The sequence below is a fragment of the Marinobacter sp. SBS5 genome, assembly GCF_048285575.1.
Lineage (GTDB): Bacteria > Pseudomonadota > Gammaproteobacteria > Pseudomonadales > Oleiphilaceae > Marinobacter.
This window is the reverse complement of the sequence record NZ_JBLWAZ010000003.1, coordinates 611771-630804: the sequence shown is the minus strand read 5'-3', so window position 1 is coordinate 630804 and position 19034 is coordinate 611771. Positions and strand designations below refer to the sequence as shown.

Sequence of the window (19034 nt, the reverse complement as noted above, 5' to 3'; positions counted from 1 at the left end):
CCGCGGGTGAGGGCACCTTTGGCCTGCATGGTTGTGGGGTTTGTTACTTTTTTTGGCGGTTTCTGGTAAGCTTCGCGCCCCAAAAATTGTAGTAACCTGACGTGAAATGAAGCGAAGTTCGCCTGATGCGGCGCCACTTCCATTTTAGTGCTTCATGTGTTTTTCGCAGGGCCTGGCCAGGATTGCTCAACGGCTTCCCGAGGTTTTCTGTGCGCTGTTATGTCTGCGCAAAGTAACTGTTTCTTTTCTCTCTGTGTAACTGGATATCCCCAACCATGGTGAACTCTCTAAAACAAGATTGGTTCTCGAACATTCGAGGCGACTTGCTGTCCGGCATTGTTGTGGCTTTGGCCTTGATCCCCGAAGCCATTGCCTTCTCGATTATTGCCGGTGTGGACCCGAAAATCGGGCTTTACGCGTCGTTCTGTATTGCCGTTATTATCGCTTTCGTGGGTGGTCGCCCCGGTATGATTTCGGCCGCGACCGGCGCTATGGCGTTGCTGATGGTGACCTTGGTAAAAGATCATGGCCTGCAGTACCTGTTGGCAGCCACACTTTTAACGGGTGTGTTTCAGATAGCGGCCGGTTACCTCAAGCTCGGCAGTTTGATGCGCTTTGTGTCGCGCTCGGTGGTGACCGGCTTTGTGAATGCGCTGGCGATTCTGATCTTCATGGCTCAGTTGCCGGAACTGACCAATGTGACCTGGCACGTATACGCCATGACAGCGACCGGGCTGGGTATTATTTATCTGTTCCCGTACGTGCCCAAAGTGGGCAAGCTGATCCCGTCTCCTCTGGTGTGCATCATCTCCATGACCGCTGTGGCGATGTTGTTGAACCTGGACATCCGTACGGTTGGTGATATGGGTGAACTGCCGGATACCCTGCCAATTTTCTTGTGGCCAGACGTGCCGTTCAACCTCGAAACGCTGATGATCATTCTGCCGTATTCGGCCGGTCTGGCTGTCGTTGGTTTGCTGGAATCCATGATGACCGCAACCATCGTAGATGACCTGACCGATACCACCAGTGATCGTAACCGCGAATGTAAGGGGCAGGGTATTGCCAACATCGGCTCTGGCCTGTTGGGCGGTATGGCTGGTTGTGCCATGATTGGCCAGTCTGTTATCAACATTAAATCGGGCGGTCGTGGCCGTTTGTCCACACTGACAGCGGGTGTGTTTTTGCTGGTGATGGTGTTGGTGCTGGATGAATGGTTGGTACAGATTCCAATGGCCGCGCTGGTGGCCGTTATGATCATGGTATCTATCGGTACCTTTAGCTGGACCTCCATCAAGGACCTGCGGGACCATCCGCTTTCGACTAACATCGTTATGGTGGTGACGGTTGTGGTCGTGGTTGCAACCCACAACCTGGCGTTCGGTGTGTTGGCGGGTGTGTTGTTGGCATCCTTGTTCTTCGCCAACAAAGTCGGCCATTACATGGCGGTGACTTCTGAATTGGACGAAATAACCAATACCCGTCGCTACACGGTAACTGGGCAGGTGTTCTTCAGTTCGTCTGAAAAGTTCACAGCCTCCTTTGATTTCAAAGAAGCGGTCGACAATGTCGTGATCGACCTCAGCCGCGCCCACTTTTGGGACATCACCGCAGTGGGTGCTTTGGATAAGGCTGTGATCAAATTCCGCCGGGAAGGTGCCGATGTAGAGGTGATTGGCCTCAACGAAGCCAGCGCTACGATTGTCGACCGGTTCGGTGTACACGATAAGCCCGAAGCTGTAGATCAGCTGATGGGGCACTGACAATGGCCGATGTCAACGCAAACGCGGATGGGCAATGCCATAATAACAAACAGAATTTTGACCAAGGCGAGGCAGACATGTTGAGAGTAGTAGCCTGTATCGACGGTTCCAGAGCAGTGCACGCTGTATGCGATTACTCAGCCTGGGCCAGCCGGCACATGGAAGCACCCCTGATGCTGTTGCACGTTCTGGATGACGAGCGTTATCCGTCCGAGCCGGATCTGGCCGGCAATATTGGCTTGGGCAGCCGTGAGCAGCTGCTTACTGAGTTGGCAGAGCTGGATCGTAAGCGCTCCAAGCTGGCGCTAGAACATGGCCACCACTTGCTGGACGAAGCTGAAACCCGAGTCACAGATTCGGGCACGAGTGAAGTCATTAAACGTCAGCGTCACGGCAATCTGACGGAATCTTTGGTTGCCCTGGAGAAAGACACCCGGTTGTTTGTGATGGGCTTGCACGGTGAGAGCAGCTCGGACAGTAACCTGCACATCGGTAGCCAGTTGGAAACCGTTATCCGCAGCGTGCAGCGCCCGATTCTGCTGGTGCCTGACGAGTTCTCCGAGCCGAAAACCGCCATGCTGGCGTTTGACGGCAGCGCAACTGCGTTCAAAGGTGTGGAAATGCTGGCGGCTAGCCCGGTCTTGCGCGGCATACCGCTGCACTTGGTGATGGTAGGTGCTGATACGGCTGACAACTGGGAACAGCTGAAGAAAGCTGAAACCATGCTGTCTGGGCTGGAAGTGGACATTACTCTGGCCATTCGTCAGGGCGATGTCGAGCCCACTTTGAATGCCTACCAGGAAGAGCAGAGTATCGATATGCTGGTTATGGGTGCTTACGGTCATTCTCGCATTCGCCAGTTCCTGGTGGGCAGCACCACAACGACCATGCTGAAATCCGCAACCAAGCCTTTGGTTGTTCTTCGCTAATCAGGGAACTTCGCCATGCCCAGCAAGCTGCAGACTTCAATCATTAAGTCACTGGGTCTGTGGCTGCTGTTCGGATTGTTGGCGGGGTGTGCCTCTGCGTTAAAGCCGGTTAAGCATGATCCGGCCCTGGCAAAAGGGCTGGCTCCTGACTCTTTCTTTACTGAGCAGGCGGAAAAGCATTTATCCGCTGATCTGCCGGATACAGGTTTTCTGCTGCTCAATACTGGGCGCGATGCGTTCACCGTGCGTGCGGCGCTGATTGAGTCGGCCAGTCGGTCTATCGATGCCCAATACTACATCTGGAATGACGATACCTCTGGACGGTATTTAGCAGGCCGTTTGGTTGCAGCGGCAGAACGAGGTGTTACGGTTCGGCTATTGCTGGACGATATCAATGTCGCGGGTAACGAATCTTTATTCGCAGTATTGAATGGCCATCCCAATATTCGTGTGCGCATCTTTAATCCGGCTCGTTCGCGCAGTGGTGTTGGCCGCTTTTTGTCGCTGATTCTGGACTTTGACCGCATCAACCGGCGGATGCACAACAAAACCTTTGTGGCGGATGGCTACGCCGGCATAGCGGGGGGCCGGAATATCGGTGACGAGTATTTTGACGCGCATCATACGCTGAACTTTCGGGATCGGGACGTGATGGCTCTGGGGCCTCTCGTTGGCGAGATGACTGATAACTTTGAAGCCTACTGGAACAGCCAGTGGTCGTATCCGCTAGAAAAGATTTACCAGCCACAGAACCCTGAACTGGCAGCCAGTACCCGCTCGCGCTTGATCAACGAAACGGCTCAGGCTCAAGCATTTAAAGCGACTCCGCCCCAAGGGCATGAGACGGCGGACGCACTTCTGGAGGCTCGCTTCGCCGACCTGATTCAAGCACCGGCCAAATTGGTGTATGACGTGCCGCCGGAAGACCCGTCAGGCCCGGCAGATTCACCGAAGCAAACTGCGCAAGCCTTGTACCGCTTGGTCGCGGAAGCCGAATCGCAAATTTTGGTGGAGTCGGCTTATTTCGTATTGGCCGACGAGCAGCTCGAGAATTTGCGCGAGGTGGTAAAGCCGGGGCTTTCGGTATTGGCGATTACCAACTCACTGGCCTCCAATGATCTTGTGAGCAACCATTCTGCTTATGCCCGATGGCGTGAAGAGATGCTTCAGAACGGCATCGAGCTCTACGAACTTAGGCCTGATGCTAGAGCTTGTAAAATTTGGGTGGGTAATGAAGCGGCCTGCGAAAACGGAGCAGTCAGCCTGCACTCAAAAGCCGTTGTGTTTGATCGCGATACCTTGTTCATTGGCTCGCTCAATGTGAATCTTCGCTCCATCTACCTGAACGGTGAAACGGTGCTGATCATTCAGAGCCCGGAGCTTGCCAAAGCCGTTGGTGATGATATCCGTCATTCCATGACGCCGGAAAACAGCTGGCATGTGACCTTGGATGATAGCGGTGATTTAACGTGGCAGTCGTCAGATCAACAGGTTGATCATGAACCGGATGTGGGGTTCTGGCGCCGCGCGAAATCCCGGTTCTTGTCCTGGCTGCCGCTGGAAAAGTATCTGTAAGAGGCTTAGGCCCGGCGCAATGGGGTGCTGGGCGGTAATCCGCCCTGTCTTCGACATTTGCAGGGTAGCTCTATGAACCACTAGGGTTACTCGTGGGTAGTAACTGGGAGCGAAGGTAATAATCCATCAATCGATGATATTCCTCTGCCCATCCAGCATCGAACGGCCGGCTCTCTTCCGGCTGCTGCTGGTTGAACAGGGGGGTATCTTCCTGCCAAGGATAAAACAGTCCGGACTTGTCATTGCTGAACGCGCCATGCTCATTGATACTGCGCTTCACGTTGAATCCCACGTTACTTACCCCGTCCGGGTCCAGCAGGTTTTCGCCACCGAGGGTAATATAGTCACGGTCTGACAGGCTGAAATGATACAGCGTCGGAAAAATATCCCGGTGCGACCCGATGCGCATCGGATCATACCTATGTGGCGTGTTTTCAAGGATCCGGTCCGGCACGTGCAGGAAGAATGGCACCGCATAGCTAAGACCATATTCCGTGGGCTCATCTGTACTCAGGTTCCGCACGCGGTGATCGCCGGTTACCGCAATAATAGTCTTGTCGCGCAGAGTCGATGACTGCTTGATACGTTTGATGAACTGACCCAGCGCATCAGAGGCGTACTGAAACGTCTCAAGAAGCACCCTGGCCTGCTCGCCCTCATACTCGGTCCTGGCGGCAAAGCGATCGCTGATCTCAGTCGGCCCGGGCTCATAGTTTTCCGGCACCTTGTACGGCGAATGATTGGTGGTGGTCATAATAAAGAGCAGGGTGGGCTTATTCGCCTCTTCCATTACCTTGTTGGCAAACTGGAACAGAAAGCTATCAGGCACGCCCCAGGTACCTGAATATTCAGCCGCCTCTGGAATCGCTTCAATAATGTCATTTTCATCATAGACACGGTCAAACCCCTGCACAGGCAGGTAGTTAGCCAGGTTACGCCACATGCCATTTCCACCGTACAGGAACGCCACTTGATAGCCTGCCTGCTTGTAGGGGAGAACAGCAGAACCTGGCAAGGCGGTATACTGGGCGGAGGAATGACTGATGGTCGCCACGGGACTATGAAACAGTGTCATTACAATGCTGTCGATCGTCCCGGAAGTGCCCGCCAAAAAGCGCTGGAAAAGAAAGCCGTCTGCGAAATGGGGGCGAAGGCTTCCTAGCAGGTCGTTACCTGGGGGGTTGTCTTCCACCAAAATATTCATGCCCATTCCCTCCATCATAGCCACAACTACATGGGCCGGGTTCTGTTGGAGGTATTTGTTTTCCGGCGTGCGGTATACCGGATTTGGCTGGCCAAGGACTTTCTCCATCTGGGCGCTCAGTGCGGTCTCAGAAACCGGCTCAAAGCGCCGCTGTTCCTGGTAATCAGAAGTCGCCCAGTCCAGTGCCATGAATACATTCGGGGTGATCATATTCAGCGGTTTGTACTGGGAAACCTTGGCGTGATAGCGCTTAAGGGGATGGCTATCGAGTGTTCCTCGCGCTGTCACAAAGGTGGACAGGAAAATAGCGACTACCGCCAGTGAAGTAACGCTCCAGTGCCAATAGGTTTGCGGATTTAATCGGCCCAACGGACTGTGGAGGAACCACCGGGAAGTAAGGTAGGCCAGCGCACCAACTATGAACGCCACCAGAAAACCACGCACCACGGGGTAGTCTTCCCAGATATTGACAAGGACGGCGGCGGAGTCGTCTTCCCATAGCCCAAAAACAAACAGGTCAATATAGGTGCCATAGGTCGTGTAGTAATAGAAATTGCATAGACACCCGAGCACATAGAGTGCTGCTACTACCGTATGGTAGCCGATCGCAAACCTTAACCAGCCCTGGTGAGCAACATGAAACGCGGCGGCGACAAGGCCACTCAACAAAAGGGGGGAATAGACAATCGCAGTTACCTTGGCATCAAAACGCCCGCCAACAAAGAAAGCCCTCCAGATGTCATCATCAACCCCTGTTTCTGGCAACACATCCTGTATATGCATAAAAAACAGGTAGCGTGAAACCAACAGTATGCTGAAGGAAAAGAGAAAGCACTTGAATAAAAAAAATGACAGCTGACGAAAGCGGGATTGGTATTTCATCTGGGGATAGGGCAACACGCATTAAGGGGCAAGAAATCAATAGCCGGCTCAACCACAGACTTGCGCATGGTAACGGACATCGAACACCGGAGACGTTATGCATGACAAGCAAGTACGTCTGAGCCAATCTATAGAAAGCGGTTAGTGTACCGCGGGTCAATGTAGGTTGCCAAACCAGTAAAACTGGCCGATGTCATGATGAATGTGATGACGTGGTGGAGCTGAGGCGACTCTCAAAATTGCACGATGAGTTCTTGCGATGCTTGAGACCCAATCGTGGACTTAACTCCATTCATGTTGCCTTGGGGCGCGTAGAGACAGGTCAGGGGTTGTTATCGAGACAGGATCGAGAAGTTACATCAAGGCAGGACTTCGTTGCATTTCGGATGCACTCCTAACACGGACCCGCCTGAAAAACTGACCCATCGGAAATGTCAAAAGCTACTTATTAATGAATTTTGTTTGTATGAAAACAATTACGATTGTCTAAATTCGAATTATTCTAGGCCACGGTTTAGGCGGTGTTACCTGCGGCCACGCCGGATGCCCAGGCCCATTGGAAGTTATGGCCGCCCAAGTGTCCAGTCACGTCCACGACTTCTCCAATAAAGTACAGATTGGGCTGCTCCAGCGCCGCCATGGTCTTTGAAGATAACTGTCGGGTATCTACACCGCCTAAAGTGACTTCGGCCGTTCTGTATCCCTCTGTGCCGGCGGGTTTTACCGTCCAGTTCCCCAACTTGTCAGCAGCCTGTTCGAGTTCTACGTTTCGGTATTCCTGCAGCGGTCGGCTCCAGCCTTGAAGCTCGTTGAACGCTTGGGCAAAGCGCTTCGGCAGGTGTTGGTTCAGGTACTGGGCTATGGTTGATTGAGGTTTGCTCTTTCGTAAAGTAAACAGGTCTTCCTGAACTTTTTGTGCAGGCAGCAGATTGATGTGAACCTCATCGCCGGGGTGCCAGTAACTGGAGACCTGTAGCATCGACGGCCCGCTGAGGCCTCGATGGGTGACCAGCATAGGCTCCTTGAAACGCTGATTGTGACAATGAGCTTCTACCGGGCAGCTAACCCCCGATAAGGGCGCCAGCTGCTGCTTAAGCTCCGGATGCAAGGTGAAGGGCACCAAGCCGGCACGGGTGGGCAGAACGCTCAGGCCAAACTGCTTGGCCAGCTCGTAACCAAACCCGGTCGCGCCCATAGTGGGAATGGAGAGGCCGCCGCAGGCAATCACCAGCGATTCGCAACTCAGAGTACCCGAACTGGTTTTAAGTTTGTAGCCGGTGCCGGAGGGCTGAACCTGCGTGATTGACGTGGCCATGCGGATTTCTGCTCCCGCCCATTCGCATTCGGTCAGCAGCACGTTAAGAATGTCTTTCGCGCTGGTCTTGCAGAATAGTTGTCCCGGCGCTTTTTCTTCATGCTCCACGCCATGGCGATCCACCAGCTCCAAAAAATCCTGCGGGGTGTAGCGCTTCAGCGCAGAAATACAGTAATGCGGGTTGTCGGAAAGAAAGTTTGCCGGTGTGCTGTTCAGATTGGTGAAATTACAGCGGCCGCCGCCCGACATTAGAATCTTCTTCCCGGGCTTATTGGCATGGTCCACCACCAACACCTTGCGGTCGCGATAGCCGGCGGTGGACGCACACATCAACCCGGCTGCGCCTGCGCCGATGATGATAACGTCGTAGTGTGATGAAGATGCTGCCATTGCCTGCCCGCCACTGCTAAAAAAAACCGGCGGGCAGTATATCAGTCTCAGGGCAGCTGTATGGAACCTTCCATGAAGAAGACGGCGTGCCCGGAGATTGCCACACGGTCGCCGCGAAGCTCGCAGTGCAGATTGCCCTCACGTTTAGAGAGTTGTCGGGCGGTTAAGGAGCTTTTGCCCGTTTGCTGGGCCCAATAGGGGGTTAGCACGCTGTGAATGGAGCCGGTAACAGGGTCTTCGTCGATGCCGACACCAGGAGCAAAATATCGGCTGACAAAATCACATTGATCACCCGCAGCTGTCACGATCAACCCTTGATTGCCTAGCCGCGTGAGTGACTGAAGATCCGGGGCTGCCGCCCGAACCTCCGCCTCTGAAGCCATCACAACCATGTAATTGGTGTCGTTGGGAACAAAGAAAGCTTCGCTGGGTGCTTCTGGCATTGCGGCTTTAATCAATTCTGGGGTGGAGCAGGGCTCGTATTCCAGGTTTGGAAAGTCTAACTCGAGAGAGTCGTCCGGCCTCCGGGAAACAGACAATAGCCCTGACTTTGACTGAAAACACACTTTGTCCTGGGGCCATTCCTGCTTATTAAATACCACCCAGGCGGCCGCTTGGGTTGCATGGCCGCACAAAGGTACTTCCGCTATGGGCGTGAACCACCGAATGTGAAAGTCGGAGCCTTCCCGTTCCGGAGTTGGTACCAAAAATGCTGTTTCCGAAAGGTTGTTTTCTGCAGCAAGGGCCTGCAAAACCGCATCTGGCAGCCAGCGCTCAAGAGGCATGACCGCAGCTGGGTTGCCCGCGAACAGTTTGTTGGTAAAGGCGTCAATCTGGTAGATCGGGGTTTGCATGGTTTGCCCTGTCATATTGGAATTGGATTCTTTCACCCGTTGTTTACCGTGAACTGATGTACCTCTGATTCACTGTAGCAATGGATTTCGGGTAGTGGTGTTTTGCCCCGAATGATCCAGTGTGCCGGTTCATTTTGGGTAACGCTAAAGCCTTTGCGGGCAAGTCTTTGGTAATCCTGTAGTAGGTTGATACCGTCAACGCTGCTGGTTTCCGATAGTCCTAGTACGTCCTTGCGGTTTCGGCGAATCCGGGGATAGCCCGCCTCGATCGGTCGAGGTTGTCGTGTACCTGTGCTGCTCATCCTGAAACTCCTTCTTCTGTGAATCGACTTTTATTGTCTGTTGGGATGGGTTTGCAGAACAGATTCAGATAAGTTGTTATTGAACCGGTACAGTTTTCGATGAGCGTTATCTGTGCTGCATCAAAGTGGTGGATCTGTACTGTCGTTTTTATCAGGTGTTCTGATCCAATAAACGATATAACGCAGTAATCTATCGAGCAGGGGGCAGTCATGGGTGCGCTTTATAACCAAGTAGCCGATCAATTACAGGCGCTGATCAACGACGGTGTTTATCGGGCGGGCGATCGCTTGCCCGGGGTCAGAGTGCTTAGCCGTCAGTTTGGCGTGAGTATTTCGACCGTGCTGCAAGCCCACCAAACATTGGAAGCTCGAGGTTTTCTTCAGGCGCGGGAACGAAGTGGCTACTTTGTTCGCCCGCCAAGCCACGATGTGCCCGAGCCCAGCATGCCTGATCAGCGAGCGCGGCCGGTTCCTGTTTCAGCGCGGGAAATGGCTTTGGATTTATGCGCCGATGAAAAGAAACAGATGGTGCCGTTGGCATCGGCTATTCCGCACCCGGATTTCCTGCCTGTCCGGCAAATACAGCAAAGTACGATTTGGGCAGCCCGTAGGGGGCTGGAAACTCTGGATTACGCGTTCCCGGGAAAAGCGTGCTTCCGGCGTCAGATTGCTCAGCGCATGGCAACAATCGGGGTGCCAGTGTCCCCGGATGATGTGTTGGCAACAAACGGCGCTCAGGAGGCAATTATCCTGGCTCTTCGAGCGGTGACACAGGCTGGAGATATAGTCGCAGTGGAGTCTCCATCGTTCCCGGGCATCCTGCAGGCTTTGGATGTGGTGGGATTGCGTGTCATCGAAATCCCTTCCCACCCCTCAGAAGGTATGAGTCTCGAAGGATTGCAGTTAGCGCTTGAACAGTGGCCTCTGAAAGCCTGTGTAGTAGTACCAAACCACAGCAATCCGATGGGGGCCAGAATGAGCGACGAACGCAAGCTACAGCTTGTCTCGATGCTCGATGCAGCTGGTGTGCCCTTGATTGAGGACGACATCTACGGGGACCTCTACCACACCGGAGAACGACCGCGCCCTGCAAAAGCCTTTGACCGTTCAGGTAATGTTATTTATTGCAGTTCATTTTCCAAGACGGTGTCTCCGGGCCTTCGCTTGGGATGGATGATTCCCGGGCGCCACATGGCTGGTGCCCGGCAGCACAAATATTTTGTCAATTTAGCGACCTCTACATTACCGCAATTAGCGATGGCGCACTTTCTTGAGCAGGGCGGCTACGATCGTTATCTGCGCCATGCGCGCCAGAACTATCGGGAAGGGGTGGAGAGGTTGCGTTCTGCGGTGGCCCGGTCGTTTCCGGCAGGTACAGCCGTTAGCCGGCCATCCGGAGGCTTTGTGCTCTGGGTTCAGTTGCCGGAAGGCATTTCGGGCACTGAGGTTTATCAGCGTGCCCGCCTTGAAGGCATAAACGTCGCCCCTGGATTGATGTTTTCGACGACGAATAAGTTCGAGAATTGCCTTCGGTTGAATGGTGCTAACCCATGGACTGAGCGTATTGAAACAGCAGTTATGCAATTAGGCGTGCTCGCCCATGAAGTTTCGGAACAAACAGGTTAGCCAGACCGTAAACCCTCCGGATTCAACAAGCCAGCCGCAATCCCGATGCCCGTGACGTCCGGAAGCCGGTCGGCACCAAGGCGTTTCATTACCCGGGCGCGGTAAAGATCAATCGTTTTCACGCTGACCCCAAGCTGTTCGGCAATTTCCCGACTGGTGTAGCCCTGCGCCAAAGGAAGAAAAACGTCACGCTCGCGGCGGGTGAGGGTCCTGATGAGCGCTTCCGCGTCGCGGCTGACCGTGACTTGGCTCTCGGGAGCGTTCGGGGTCTGCATCGCCTGCTGGATGCTGTCCAGCAGCAGCTGTTCATTGAAAGGCTTTTCGATAAAGTCGAACGCACCGGACTTGAAGGCCCGGACAACAATGGGAACGTCAGCGTGGCCGGAAACAAAGATGATGGGTACATCAATGTCCCGTTTTTGCAGCTCTTCCTGAACATTCAAGCCGCCGAGCCCGGGCATACGGATGTCCAGCACAACGCAGTCGGGGCGGCTATCGTGCACGTCGTTCAGGAACTGTCGGCCATCACTGTATGCTTTCACCTGAAGCCCTACGGATTCGAGCAGCCACTGAGTTGATTCCAGCATGCCTGCATCATCGTCTACGACGTACACGGTGTTGGTTGTAGAAGAAGCGATATCAGGCATCTAAAGGCTCCGGGTTGTGTGTTGCGTTGGTGCTGTGAGTGTTCGGGAAACGGCAGATCAGTGACAGGCCGCCAGTCTCTGCGGGCGAGGCATCCAGAAATCCGCCAAAGCCCTCAATAATAGAACGGCTCATGGAAAGCCCCAAGCCAAGCCCTTTGGGTTTGCTGGTATAAAACGGCTGGAACATCTGCCGTACCCCTTCTTCATCGAGACCAGGGCCTTCGTCAGTTACCACAATCAGGGTTTCATTTTGATCATTGATGAGAGTGCTGACCAGAATTTTTGACGGTTCGGTACCTTGCCTGCTGCGGCTAGCGTCAACGTTCGCTTCAATGCCATTTCGAATCAGGTTAATCAGTACTTGCTCCAGCAGTATGGGATCAGCGGTGATCACCGGGCCTTCTTGGGCGAGCTGTTTAGATACTCTCACGCCATGTTTGTCGGCCTCCCATTGGCATAGGCGGGTGACCTCGGTAATAACGGTGTTGAGAGCCACCGGGCCCATGCTCTTTTTGCCTTTTCGTAAAAAGGCGCGCAGCCGTTTGATGACCTCGGAGGCGCGATTGGCGTGGTGAATGATCTTTTGGAGGCCGTCATCCACTTTTGACAATTGTTCCGGTTGTTGGTCGCGTTTTTTTAGAAAGCGTTGGCTCGCGCTGGCGAAGTTCACGATGGATGCCAGTGGTTGGTTCATCTCATGGGCAATGCTGGAGGCCAGTTCGCCAAGCGTGGCCAACCGGGCAGTGTGGGCCAGTTCGTCGGCCAGTAAGCGGTTCTGTTCTTCCGATTCTATTCGGCCGGTGATGTCCCGCGACACGCTGATGACTTCCACCACGGCGCCCGTGTAGGTTTCGCGAATGGCTCGGCTGGCAATTTCCAGCCATCGGCGGGCACCATTTTTATGTGTGATCTCGAGAGTCATGGTGGCGTAGCCATCGTCGCGAAGTTTTTGCCGGGTTTCGGTAAACAAGGTGTCCGTTTGGTGCCCGGTAAAAATATCTTCCAGACGTTGCCCGCGCAATTCTTCGGGCCAATATCCCAACAAACGCCATGACGCGGGTGTCGCGTCGATAAAGCGACCGTCCGGCGCATGCCGTGAAATCAAGTCGGTGGTGTTTTCTGTAATCAGTCGATAAAGGCGGCTTGAGCGGGTTGCTTCTTCGTGGGTCCGGATGTCTGCAGTGGCATCCCGGCCGCGGATCAATACCTGTTGAGTGCCATCGTCCGGAATGAAGCACCACAGCAAAATGGTGGCACCGATTCTGGATTCAACCTGATCGATTACCCGGTTCTGGCCTAGTGCTGATTTGATAAGAGCACCAGCATTGACGGGCAGGACTCCCGCGTACTCTGCCGTGTTTTTGGGCCGGAGGGCTTGAGCTGCTGGATTTGCTGCTAACACTTTTGCCTGAGCATCTACAATAAAAGATGGGCTTGGGTCTTGAGGGAGCAAATGCACGAAGCCCTTTGGGGTTGTGGAGCTACTCATGGTTATAGAATATACCCTATAATACTATGGTGTAATTTCTAGCAATAATTCTGTCATCTACCATTTGATCAATAGAAAGAATAACCAGTCTAACCTTTCCACCGTAGACGACATAAAAATAACACCAGAATATGAGGACCACACACATGACTTCGATCTTTGATGAAGGCCTTGCGCCTCGGGACGCGAATTACGCTGTCCAATCCCCCGTTGATTTCATCGAACGCACTGCCAGCGTTTACCCGAATTATCCGGCAATCATTCACGGTGCTATCCGCCGGAATTGGGCAGAAACCTACGATCGGTGTCGCCGTTTAGCGTCGGCCCTGAAAGGTCGTGGCATTCATCGGGGCGATACGGTCGCGGTTATGTTGCCGAATATTCCGGCGATGGTGGAGTGTCATTTTGCAGTGCCTATGATCGGTGCGGTTTTGAACACCCTGAATGTGCGTCTGGACGCTGAAGCTATCGGTTTTATGCTGGAGCACGGCGAAGCGAAAGTGGTGATTGCGGACCGTGAGTTCGGCGAGGTGATCAAAGATGCCGTAAGTGGTCTGAAAAACAAGCCGTTGGTGATCGATGTCGATGATCCCGAATACGGTGAAGGTGTCCAGGTTAGTGATCTCGATTACGAAGCCTTCTTGCAGGAAGGGGATCCCGAGTTTCAGTGGAGTTTCCCGGCAGATGAGTGGGAAGCGATTTCCCTGAATTACACCTCCGGCACCACCGGTAATCCCAAAGGCGTTGTGTATCATCACCGTGGCGCCTACGTTAACGCGTTGGGCAATCAGGCGGTTTGGTCCATGGGTATGCACCCTGTGTATCTTTGGACTCTGCCAATGTTCCACTGTAATGGTTGGTGCTTCCCTTGGACCATTACTGCGATGGCCGGCACGCATGTATGCTTGCGCCGGGTTGACCCGGAAAAAATCCTTCAGTTGATTCGCGATCACCAGGTTACCCACATGTGTGGTGCACCGATTGTGTTGAACGCGCTGCTGAATGCCTCACCCGAAGCCAAGGCTGGTATCGATCACGAGGTGAAGTCCATGACCGCCGGTGCGGCGCCCCCCGCTCAGGTTATCGGTGCCATCGAAGAGCTCGGTATCAAGGTCACGCACGTATACGGCCTGACTGAAGTGTACGGCCCGGTCACCGTCTGTGCCTGGAAATCCGAATGGGATGAGCTGCCGCTTGATGAGCGCGCCAAGCTGAAAGCTCGCCAAGGTGTGCGTTACCACACCATGGGCGGAACTATGGTGGGAGATCCCAATACGATGGAGCCGGTACCCAAAGACGGCAAAACCATCGGTGAAATCTTCCTGCGCGGTAACACCGTGATGAAAGGCTACCTGAAGAACCCGACAGCGACGGAAGAGGCGTTCCGTGGCGGATGGTTCCATACCGGCGACTTGGCGGTATGGCACGAAGACGGTTATCTGGAAATCAAGGATCGTCTGAAAGACATCATCATTTCCGGTGGTGAGAATATTTCTACCATTGAGGTGGAAGACACTCTGTACCGCCACCCTGCGATTATGGAAGCGGCCGTTGTTGCTCGGCCAGACGAAAAATGGGGCGAAACGCCTTGTGCCTTCGTCACCCTGAAGCCAGAAGCGGGTGATGTTTCCGAGGAAGACATCATCGCCTTCTGCCGCGAGCACTTGGCTCGGTTTAAAGTCCCCAAAACCGTAGTCTTCACGGATCTCCCCAAGACCTCGACCGGCAAAATCCAGAAGTTTGTGCTTCGGGATCAGGCCAAAGAGCTGAGCTAATTAGGCTAAAGGCTGCGCCTAGGCGCAGCCGAACCTCAATACAAAAACAACATTGACTGGCACCCGTACCGGAGTGTCTGGAGGTACTGTAATGCAGCTATTCCATAGAAAAAATGGTGATGAACAGCCGTACTGGCCGGCCGGCCCCTTCAAAGTTCGCCTGCCATTTGTTCACTATCGCTGGGAATTCGCGGAGATGGTGCAGGCTTTGATCATGTTCGTGGTCAGCCTTGCCATGATTCCTCTTCTTGAAAAATATCTGGGCGTCCCTTACGACGTTGCGCTGGCCTACGTGGTCATCTGTGGCATCGGCTTTATGTTGCCTGCGTTGTTGGGTGTTCCGCTGGTTCCGGGCTGGATTACCCCGGGTATTCCCGTGGTGTTATTGTTCCTGTCGGATTACGAACCAGGCCCCGAAGCCATTCAGGCGCTATTTGCATTGCAGTTCCTGGTGTTTTTGATCTTCTTGATTCTGGGCGTAACCCGCTTAGGCAGCAAACTGGTTGAATGGATTCCCCGTTCCATGAAAGGCGGCATCATCATTGGCGCCGGTATCGCGGCTCTGATGGGTGAAATCGAAGCAGGCGGTCGACTGGCGAATACGCCGATCTCGCTAATTGTTGGCGGTCTGGTGTGCTTGTATCTGATGTTTTCGGTGTCGTTCAAAGGTTTTGTCGATAAGAGTGCGTTGGCCCGAAAGATTGCCAACTACGGCATGGTGCCGGGCATGGTTGTAGCGATTTTGGTTGGCTTTGCCACCGGTGAGTACGCCGTACCCGACGTGCAGTGGGGTATTACCAAACCGGCGTTTGACCAGCTTTGGAACTACTTGCCGTTTACCGTTGGCTTTCCTGACATGAACGTCTTTTTGTATGCCATTCCGACCGCGGTGATCGCCTACGTCATTGCTTTTGGCGACATAGTGGTAGGGCAGTCGCTGATGAGCCGGGTGGACCATCTGCGTAAAGACGAAGACATCGATAACAGTATCGACCGGGCCCATCTCGTAACGGCACTGCGTAACGGTGGCCATGCTTTCTTTGCGCCTTATCCCGGTCTGGCGGGCCCGATCTGGACGGCGGTTACGGCGACTATGGCTGAGCGTTATAAGTATGGACGTAACGCGATGGATTCCATTTACAGCGGCGGCGGAACCTTCTGGATCACCGGTTTTATTGCTCTGTTTGTGCTTCCGTTGGTGAGTTTCTTTCAGCCTGTGCTGCCAATTGCGTTGTCGTTGACCCTGCTGCTGACTGGTTACATCTGTTTGATGGTGGGCCTTGAGCAACTGGAGAACAACACTGAGCGCGGTATTGCAGGCACCATGGGCGTGGTACTCGCGGTTTACGGTGCGGGTTGGGGGCTGGCAACCGGTGCCGTTCTGTATTTCCTGATTGAGCGTACGCGGCTTCTTGGCTTCACTTCAGACCCGGAAGCGCCGGGAGCCGAAATAGCCGAAGAACACTAAATCTGACGCCGTTGGTAGCAACGGCGGCATCAACCCCTGTGTGTCCTTGGGAGGCCTTAGTGCCTCCCTTTTTTTTGGCCTATTCTGGCGGCTGTAATGCTTCTATACATATGTGACACTAATGCACTCAAACAATAATGATAAAAAAGGGCGTGTCGGCATAGGGCCGCCTGATTCCGGAGAAGTGCAATATGCGAGTAGGCTTAATAGTTGATTCTGCATGTGATTTACCCCACGAGTTTGCCTCGAAACACGGTCTGTTTATTCTGCCCGTAACCGCCATTATTAATGGTGAAACCTACATAGATACTCATGACCCGGTGCTGACTCAGCAGTTCTATCGGAGTGGCTTGCTGGAAAAAGGGCATCATGCCGAAACAGAGGCTTTTTCTGTTAAACAGATACACGATCTGTTTATGGAAAAGATCGTCACCGAATTCGATATTGCGATCTGTGAGACGGTTACACGCAGCCGCAGTTTGATTTACCAGAATGCCAGTGACGCAATGCACTCAGTAATGGCGAACTACGAAGTTGCCCGGAAGGCGTCCGGTCGTGCGGGCAAGTTTTCCATGAGGGTAATCGATAGCAAACAGATCTTTGCCGGGCAAGGGTTACTGGCGGCTCATACGCTAAAGCTGATTGAGCAAAAAGTCTCAAAGAATGCCTTGAAATACGAAGTCGAAAATTTTGCCGATAACATTTTCACCTGCGTTATTCCGCGGGATCTCCATTACATTCGCGAACGTGCTCGACGCCGAGGCGATAAAAGTGTTTCGGCCATTGCCGCGTTTTTGGGTAAAGCGCTAAATCTTACGCCGGTGATTTTTGGGCAAGGGGTGGAAGGTAAGCCGGTGGCGAAAACCCTTAACTTCGATGTGGCCGTTGAGAGGGTAATGAATTATGCCATCGGTCGTATTGAGGCAGGACTACTGACGCCGTATGTGAGTATGTCTTGCGGGCTGAGTTGGGAAGAAATTGAAGCGTTGCCCGGACTTGATCGCTTGCGTGAGAGTTGTGAGCGTAATGGGGTTGAGCTGCTGTTGTCGCAAATGGGAATTACCAGTTCTATTTATGTTGGCCCCGGAAGCATATGCCTGTGTCTGGCGGCTGAGCCTCATACGTTTCAGGCATTTCAGTAGTAATCTCGAGCCAGTTGATCCGACTGGCTCTGTTTGACTGGGTGTTTGGTAATTTTGGCAAACGCTGACGGCTAGCATACGTGTTAGCCTCCTTTCTTAATTTTCCGGAACCTCCCGAAAGGATGGCATTTTTATGACCCAATCTACGCCAAGCGTGGCCGACGCGCTTTTTGAAGCACACGTTAAACATGAGTTGTCCGCTCTGAAAGGCGCAAAGCTGACCAAGTTCCTGGAAACCGAAGTGGATGAGCTGCTCCATCACGCTGACACCATTACGCTGGAGCAACTCGTCAGCGCAGAACAGGTGATGGGGGTGATTCGTCGCATCGTGGTGAACATGGAGCTGGATGCCGGCATCCCCGAGCTGGCGGGCGAAATGGCGGCGAAAGTGACGAGTGCACCGGTGCAGGCCGAGACCACTCTGGGTGAAATATTGTCGCGGGAACAGGCTGCAGCCTTTGTTGAGGAAACTCTGGAGCTGCGGCAGCAGCGCGAACGCTTCATTGCTGAAATTATGGCGCACCCGGTTTACCAAGAGCTGGTCTCTAATGTGGTGTACCACGGTTTGGTCAATTATCTGTACGAGGACAACTTGCTGGCCCGTTCAGTGCCAGGTGTGGGTTCGATGATGAAGTTCGGCAAGAAGGTGGCCAACAAGGCGGTGCCGGGCTTGGATGAAACCTTTGAGCGGCGCATCAAAGCTTGGTTGTCTGACAGCCTGCCGGGGCTGATTACCCGGAGTGAGCAATTTCTGCAGAAAGCCCTGACCGACGATGAACTTCGGGATAGCGTGATGGCGGCGTGGGTTTCGCTGGAAGGAACTACCATCGCCGAGCTGAACGAAGGGATGGGGGATGTTCGGCTTCAGGAGTTTGTCGTGCTGGGTTATGAGTTTTGGCTAAACTTCCGGAAAACGCCTTATTTCGAGGGGTGTGCAAGAGCCGTGGTTGACCACCTTTATGAGAAGTATGGCAGTGTGCCGGTTATCGATCTGCTGCAAGACTTGGGTGTCACCCGCGAAGTGATCGTGACCGAGCTCAAAGAGCTGGCCTTGCCGGTGGTTGATGTCCTGCGCGAAGAGGGCTACCTGGAAGCGTTGTTGCGCCGACGATTGGGGGCGTTTTACCGCTCTGCGGCGGCCAAGAAATTGTTGGCTGAGTAACCGTTTGCAGGCATCGGGTGACTGTAGAACACAAAAAAGGCCGGAAAACGTAAATCTTCCGGCCTTTTTTGTGTTGGGTATCGGCTGGAATCAGCGCTCCAGATACTGAAGTTTGTCTGTTTTTCCATCCCATTCTGCTGCGTCTGGCAGCGGATCTTTCTTTTCAGTGATGTTGGGCCACTTGCCCGCGAGATCGGCGTTGATCTCTACGAATGCTTCCTGGCCAGCAGGCAGCTCGTCTTCCGAGAAGATGGCTTCTGCCGGGCATTCTGGTTCGCACAGAGCACAGTCAATGCACTCGTCCGGGTCGATAACCAGAAAATTGGGGCCTTCGTAGAAGCAGTCTACCGGACAGACTTCTACACAGTCGGTGTATTTGCACTTGATGCAGTTATCAGTAACGATAAACGCCATAGTCGGATCCCTGGTTCGTAGAACAAACAGTCTCATCAGGAGCTCTGAAAAATCGGCCCCATTCTTAATTAATGCGCGATATTGTAGGGAGCGCCCT

Annotated in this window: 15 protein-coding genes; 8 read left to right on the top strand and 7 right to left on the bottom strand. The window is 53.6% G+C overall.

Annotation, left to right across the window (positions count from 1 at the left end):
- Window positions 1-275: 275 nt before the first annotated feature.
- The 3 genes from ACNQ6O_RS09965 (at window position 276) to ACNQ6O_RS09955 (ending at window position 4267) form a co-directional block, all read left to right on the top strand.
- The gene (locus ACNQ6O_RS09965; protein ID WP_418053060.1) at window positions 276-1763 is read left to right on the top strand and encodes a SulP family inorganic anion transporter; all 1488 of its coding nucleotides are present in this window, start codon (window positions 276-278) and stop codon (window positions 1761-1763) included.
- 77 nt (window positions 1764-1840) lie between these two features.
- Window positions 1841-2692, top strand: coding sequence for a universal stress protein (locus ACNQ6O_RS09960; protein WP_418053059.1), 852 nt, complete (start codon window positions 1841-1843; stop codon window positions 2690-2692).
- 15 nt (window positions 2693-2707) lie between these two features.
- The gene (locus ACNQ6O_RS09955; protein ID WP_418053058.1) at window positions 2708-4267 is read left to right on the top strand and encodes a phospholipase D family protein; all 1560 of its coding nucleotides are present in this window, start codon (window positions 2708-2710) and stop codon (window positions 4265-4267) included.
- Between the two features lie 70 nt (window positions 4268-4337).
- Here the strand turns inward: ACNQ6O_RS09955 and ACNQ6O_RS09950 are convergent, their stop codons facing one another.
- The 4 genes from ACNQ6O_RS09950 to ACNQ6O_RS09935 form a co-directional block, all read right to left on the bottom strand.
- The gene (locus ACNQ6O_RS09950; RefSeq protein ID WP_418053057.1) at window positions 4338-6353 is read right to left on the bottom strand and encodes an LTA synthase family protein; all 2016 of its coding nucleotides are present in this window, start codon (window positions 6351-6353) and stop codon (window positions 4338-4340) included.
- A gap of 514 nt (window positions 6354-6867) precedes the next feature.
- Window positions 6868-8058 (bottom strand): NAD(P)/FAD-dependent oxidoreductase, encoded by a 1191-nt coding sequence (locus ACNQ6O_RS09945; protein ID WP_418053056.1) that lies wholly within the window; start codon window positions 8056-8058, stop codon window positions 6868-6870.
- A 47-nt stretch (window positions 8059-8105) separates the two neighbouring features.
- Entirely contained in the window at window positions 8106-8912 is an 807-nt protein-coding gene (locus tag ACNQ6O_RS09940) for a PhzF family phenazine biosynthesis protein (RefSeq protein ID WP_418053377.1), read from the bottom strand.
- Between the two features lie 32 nt (window positions 8913-8944).
- A complete protein-coding gene (locus tag ACNQ6O_RS09935; RefSeq protein ID WP_418053055.1) occupies window positions 8945-9214 on the bottom strand; it encodes a hypothetical protein in 270 nt (89 codons plus the stop codon).
- Window positions 9215-9424: 210 nt separating this feature from the next.
- Between ACNQ6O_RS09935 and ACNQ6O_RS09930 the strand changes: the two genes are divergently transcribed.
- Entirely contained in the window at window positions 9425-10840 is a 1416-nt protein-coding gene (locus ACNQ6O_RS09930; protein WP_418053054.1) for a PLP-dependent aminotransferase family protein, read from the top strand.
- On the opposite strand, the gene ACNQ6O_RS09925 is transcribed toward ACNQ6O_RS09930, so the two are convergent.
- Together ACNQ6O_RS09925 and ACNQ6O_RS09920 are read right to left on the bottom strand one after the other, a co-directional pair.
- Window positions 10837-11487, bottom strand: a complete 651-nt coding sequence (locus ACNQ6O_RS09925; protein WP_418053053.1) for a response regulator transcription factor — start codon at window positions 11485-11487, stop codon at window positions 10837-10839. The genes ACNQ6O_RS09930 and ACNQ6O_RS09925 overlap by 4 nt on opposite strands.
- Window positions 11480-12976 (bottom strand): sensor histidine kinase, encoded by a 1497-nt coding sequence (locus ACNQ6O_RS09920; protein WP_418053052.1) that lies wholly within the window; start codon window positions 12974-12976, stop codon window positions 11480-11482. Before ACNQ6O_RS09920 ends, ACNQ6O_RS09925 begins: the two co-directional genes overlap by 8 nt.
- Before the next feature lie 146 nt (window positions 12977-13122).
- Here ACNQ6O_RS09920 and ACNQ6O_RS09915 point away from each other — a divergent pair, with 146 nt between their 5' ends.
- From ACNQ6O_RS09915 to ACNQ6O_RS09900, 4 genes are all read left to right on the top strand, one after another.
- A complete protein-coding gene (locus ACNQ6O_RS09915; protein ID WP_418053051.1) occupies window positions 13123-14751 on the top strand; it encodes an acyl-CoA synthetase in 1629 nt (542 codons plus the stop codon).
- 91 nt (window positions 14752-14842) lie between these two features.
- Entirely contained in the window at window positions 14843-16219 is a 1377-nt protein-coding gene (locus ACNQ6O_RS09910) for a solute carrier family 23 protein (RefSeq protein ID WP_418053050.1), read from the top strand.
- A 191-nt stretch (window positions 16220-16410) separates the two neighbouring features.
- Complete coding sequence (locus ACNQ6O_RS09905; RefSeq protein WP_418053049.1) at window positions 16411-17361, top strand: DegV family protein; 951 nt, start codon at window positions 16411-16413, stop codon at window positions 17359-17361.
- A gap of 133 nt (window positions 17362-17494) precedes the next feature.
- Window positions 17495-18523, top strand: coding sequence for a hypothetical protein (locus ACNQ6O_RS09900; RefSeq protein ID WP_418053048.1), 1029 nt, complete (start codon window positions 17495-17497; stop codon window positions 18521-18523).
- 90 nt (window positions 18524-18613) lie between these two features.
- Here the strand turns inward: ACNQ6O_RS09900 and fdxA are convergent, their stop codons facing one another.
- A complete protein-coding gene (fdxA, locus tag ACNQ6O_RS09895) occupies window positions 18614-18937 on the bottom strand; it encodes a ferredoxin FdxA (protein WP_133006102.1) in 324 nt (107 codons plus the stop codon).
- Window positions 18938-19034: the final 97 nt, after the last annotated feature.

Bases quoted from the DNA above. Each gene is read 5' to 3' on its own strand.
- ACNQ6O_RS09945 (WP_418053056.1), bottom strand. From the start codon at position 8,058: ATGGCAGCATCTTCATCACACTACGACGTTATCATCATCGGCGCAGGC.
- fdxA (WP_133006102.1), bottom strand. From the start codon at position 18,937: ATGGCGTTTATCGTTACTGATAACTGCATCAAGTGCAAATACACCGAC.
- ACNQ6O_RS09905 (WP_418053049.1), top strand. From the start codon at position 16,411: ATGCGAGTAGGCTTAATAGTTGATTCTGCATGTGATTTACCCCACGAG.
- ACNQ6O_RS09940 (WP_418053377.1), bottom strand. From the start codon at position 8,912: ATGCAAACCCCGATCTACCAGATTGACGCCTTTACCAACAAACTGTTC.
- ACNQ6O_RS09960 (WP_418053059.1), top strand. From the start codon at position 1,841: ATGTTGAGAGTAGTAGCCTGTATCGACGGTTCCAGAGCAGTGCACGCT.
- ACNQ6O_RS09955 (WP_418053058.1), top strand. From the start codon at position 2,708: ATGCCCAGCAAGCTGCAGACTTCAATCATTAAGTCACTGGGTCTGTGG.
- ACNQ6O_RS09930 (WP_418053054.1), top strand. From the start codon at position 9,425: ATGGGTGCGCTTTATAACCAAGTAGCCGATCAATTACAGGCGCTGATC.
- ACNQ6O_RS09950 (WP_418053057.1), bottom strand. From the start codon at position 6,353: ATGAAATACCAATCCCGCTTTCGTCAGCTGTCATTTTTTTTATTCAAG.
- ACNQ6O_RS09915 (WP_418053051.1), top strand. From the start codon at position 13,123: ATGACTTCGATCTTTGATGAAGGCCTTGCGCCTCGGGACGCGAATTAC.
- ACNQ6O_RS09925 (WP_418053053.1), bottom strand. From the start codon at position 11,487: ATGCCTGATATCGCTTCTTCTACAACCAACACCGTGTACGTCGTAGAC.
- ACNQ6O_RS09965 (WP_418053060.1), top strand. From the start codon at position 276: ATGGTGAACTCTCTAAAACAAGATTGGTTCTCGAACATTCGAGGCGAC.
- ACNQ6O_RS09935 (WP_418053055.1), bottom strand. From the start codon at position 9,214: ATGAGCAGCACAGGTACACGACAACCTCGACCGATCGAGGCGGGCTAT.
- ACNQ6O_RS09910 (WP_418053050.1), top strand. From the start codon at position 14,843: ATGCAGCTATTCCATAGAAAAAATGGTGATGAACAGCCGTACTGGCCG.
- ACNQ6O_RS09900 (WP_418053048.1), top strand. From the start codon at position 17,495: ATGACCCAATCTACGCCAAGCGTGGCCGACGCGCTTTTTGAAGCACAC.
- ACNQ6O_RS09920 (WP_418053052.1), bottom strand. From the start codon at position 12,976: ATGAGTAGCTCCACAACCCCAAAGGGCTTCGTGCATTTGCTCCCTCAA.